4 protein-coding genes are annotated in these 2,992 nt (G+C 66.0%); 2 read left to right on the forward strand and 2 right to left on the reverse strand.

What is annotated here, in order from left to right; genetic code table 11:
* Together thpR and AC1D00_RS34280 are read right to left on the reverse strand one after the other, a co-directional pair.
* Nucleotides 1-526 (reverse strand): RNA 2',3'-cyclic phosphodiesterase (gene thpR / locus AC1D00_RS34275; protein ID WP_477013722.1); only part of this gene is annotated, 526 nt, incomplete at its 3' end.
* A gap of 174 nt (nucleotides 527-700) precedes the next feature.
* The gene (locus tag AC1D00_RS34280; RefSeq protein WP_477013724.1) at nucleotides 701-1,345 is read right to left on the reverse strand and encodes an arylesterase; all 645 of its coding nucleotides are present in this window, start codon (nucleotides 1,343-1,345) and stop codon (nucleotides 701-703) included.
* A gap of 55 nt (nucleotides 1,346-1,400) precedes the next feature.
* Between AC1D00_RS34280 and AC1D00_RS34285 the strand changes: the two genes are divergently transcribed.
* Together AC1D00_RS34285 and AC1D00_RS34290 are read left to right on the forward strand one after the other, a co-directional pair.
* Nucleotides 1,401-2,123, forward strand: a complete 723-nt coding sequence (locus AC1D00_RS34285) for an ABC transporter ATP-binding protein (protein WP_027547530.1) — start codon at nucleotides 1,401-1,403, stop codon at nucleotides 2,121-2,123.
* Nucleotides 2,120-2,992 (forward strand): ABC transporter permease (locus tag AC1D00_RS34290; protein ID WP_477013723.1); only part of this gene is annotated, 873 nt, incomplete at its 3' end. The genes AC1D00_RS34285 and AC1D00_RS34290, both read left to right, overlap by 4 nt.

Consider the following 2,992-nt stretch of genomic DNA (forward strand, 5'->3'; position numbering starts at 1 on the left):
GCTCGTAGGCGTCCTCGACCACATACGGCCCGCCGCCGGTGGAGGCGCGCGACGAGAACAGCACGAAGCGTTCGGCCATGAACGCCTTGCTCGGGAAGTAGCCGCGCAGCGACAGATAGTCGGCGACGTCGCGGTCGGTCGCGTCGTGCAGCCGGGCCAGCGTGACATGCGGAATGAACTTGCGTCCCTCCGGATTAAGGCCGATCCGCTGCATCAAGCGCTCGAGCTCGGCCTGCAATTCCATCAGCGGCTTGCTCGGCGCGATGGTCGCGACCACCGCACGCGGCTTGCGACCACCAAAACTCTGCAAGCCTTGCACCTTCACCTCGAACGGCTTGCGATCGATGCGAAACAGCATCGAGGCGATCTCGTTGGCGGACATGCCGTCGATATCGCCGATGAAGCGCAAGGTGACGTGATAATTTTCGGGATCGATCCATCGGGCGCCGGGAAGGCCGCCCCGCAAATTGGAAAGCGTCTGGCCGACCTCGGCCGGGATTTCCAGACCAGTGAACAAACGCGGCATCGTTTCGCACTCCCGATGCTTGGGCATGATCCCTGGGCAGGATCATATCCAAATTTTAGAGCCGGCGACGAATCACCGGTACCCTGATTCCTATCGCAGTTGTGTGACTCTGCGAAGCATCGCGCGGGCCACCCCGGGAAAACCCTGGGAATTACGGTTAGCGTTGCCTGCTTTTCAACGGCGTTGCTCGCTTATGTTGCGCAAGAATGCCTCCACCGTGGGCAGCATGTTGCCGACGATGATGTCGACGCCGGCCGCGGTCGGATGGATGCCGTCGGCCTGGTTGAGCTTGGCGTCGGCCGCAACGCCGTCGAGAAAGAACGGATAGAGCGGCACGTCGAATTGTTTCGCCAGATCCGGATAAATCGAATTGAAGCGTGCGGCATAATCGGCGCCGTAATTCGGCGGCGCCAGCATGCCGCACAGCATCACCGCGATCTTGCGTGCCTTCAGCCGCTGGACGATGTCGGTCAGCGCGGTGCGCGCCAGGTCAGGATCGATGCCGCGCAGCGCGTCGTTGGCGCCGAGCTCGACGATCACGCCCTCGGTTCCCTCGGGCACCGACCAGTCGAGCCGGTCGCGGCCGCCGGAGGCGGTGTCGCCGGACACCCCGGCATTGGTCATGTCAATCGCTATGTCTTTGGCCTGCAAGGCTTTTTGAAGTTTTGCGGGGAACGCCTCCTGGGCCGGAAGGCCGAGGCCCGCGCTCAAGGAATCGCCGAGGACCACCAGCTTGATCGGTTTGGCGGCCGGCTGTGCCTGTGCCGACGCCGCTGTCGCAATTGTCATCAACGCGAGCATCAACACGGCTATGTGCATGAACATTCCGTAACGCCTCTCGACCGCGCTATCGAAGTTGCCATATGACCGGACCATGGACACTCGCATCGAATCCTCTTCGCTCGCCGGCACCGCGCCGGACACCATCGCCATCTCCAACGTCAATCTCTCATTGGGTACGGGCGCGGCACGCGTTCACATCCTCAAGGATATCAGCTTGCGGGTCGCCTCGGGCGAGACGATTGGCCTGATCGGCCCGTCAGGCTCGGGCAAATCCACGCTGCTGATGGTGATGGCGGGGCTGGAGCGTCCTGATAGCGGAGAGGTGGTGGTGAACGGCACGCCTTTCAATGCCCTCGACGAGGACGCGCTCGCCCGCTTCCGCGGCCGCCAGGTCGGCATCGTCTTCCAGTCCTTCCATCTGATCCCGACCATGACGGCGCTGGAGAACGTCGCCGTGCCGCTCGAGCTTGCCGGCAATCCCGACGCCGCAATACGCGCGGCGCAGGAGCTGCAATCGGTCGGGCTCGGCGACCGCCTGCATCATTATCCGACGCAGCTTTCCGGCGGCGAGCAGCAGCGCGTCGCGCTCGCCCGCGCGCTGGCGCCCGATCCCGCCATCCTCGTCGCCGACGAGCCGACCGGCAATCTCGACGAGGCGACCGGAAAACAGATCGTCGACCTGCTCTTCACCAAGCATGCCGAGCGCGGCATGACCCTGGTGCTTGTCACGCACGATTCCTCGCTCGCGCATCGCTGCGATCGCGTGATCCGCTTGCGCTCCGGGCGCATCGACACGCAGTCTGCGCCGGCATGAGCACCGCGACCGAACCGTTCGTACGGCCCAACGCCGCCGCGTTGTCGCTCCGCTACGCGCTGCGCGAATTACGCGGGGGGCTGCGCGGCTTCTACGTCTTCATCGCCTGCATCGCGCTCGGCGTGATGGCGATCGCCGGCGTCGGCTCGGTGTCGGCGAGCCTCTCCGACGGTCTCGCCCGCGAAGGCCGCACGCTGCTCGGCGGCGACGTCTCCTTCGTGCTGTTCCAACGCGAGGCCAAGCCTGAGGAAGTCGCCTTCCTCCGTTCGCGCGGCACCGTCTCGACCGCCGCGACCCTGCGCGGCATGGCACGCTCGGCCGAAGGCAAGCTCGCGCTGGTCGAGATGAAGGCGGTCGACGACACCTATCCGATGCTCGGCCAATTGACGCTGGCACCGCCGCTGCCGATGTCCGACATCCTTGCAGAGCGTGACGGTGCGTTCGGCGCGGCCGCCGATCCGACGCTGCTGGCGCGGCTCTCGCTCAAGACCGGCGACCGCGTCACCATCGGCTCGGCGACCTTCCAGATCCGCAGCACCGTCGAAGCCGAGCCCGACAAGCTCGCCGGCGGCATCGGCTTCGGCCCGCGCTTCCTGATCAGCGAGGCAGCCCTGCGGGCGACAGGCCTGATCCAGCCCGGCAGCCTGGTGCGCTGGGTCTACCGGGTRAAGCTGCCTGACGCCGCCAACAGCGAGCGCGCCACCGACGCCTTCATCGCCGATGCGCGCAACACCGCGCCGCAGGCCGGCTGGGAAGTCCGCAGCCGCTCCAATGCCTCGCCGCAGCTCGAGCGCAACATCAGCCGCTTCACGCAGTTCCTGACCCTGGTCGGCCTCGCCGCGCTGCTGGTTGGCGGTGTCGGCGTCGCC

The sequence above is a fragment of the Bradyrhizobium sp. P2_E8 genome (assembly GCF_056403875.1).

What these genes read in the sequence shown, in the direction of transcription:
- AC1D00_RS34285 (WP_027547530.1), top strand. Translation starts at nt 1,401, where the DNA reads ATGGACACTCGCATCGAATCCTCTTCGCTCGCCGGCACCGCGCCGGAC.
- AC1D00_RS34280 (WP_477013724.1), bottom strand. Translation starts at nt 1,345, where the DNA reads ATGCACATAGCCGTGTTGATGCTCGCGTTGATGACAATTGCGACAGCG.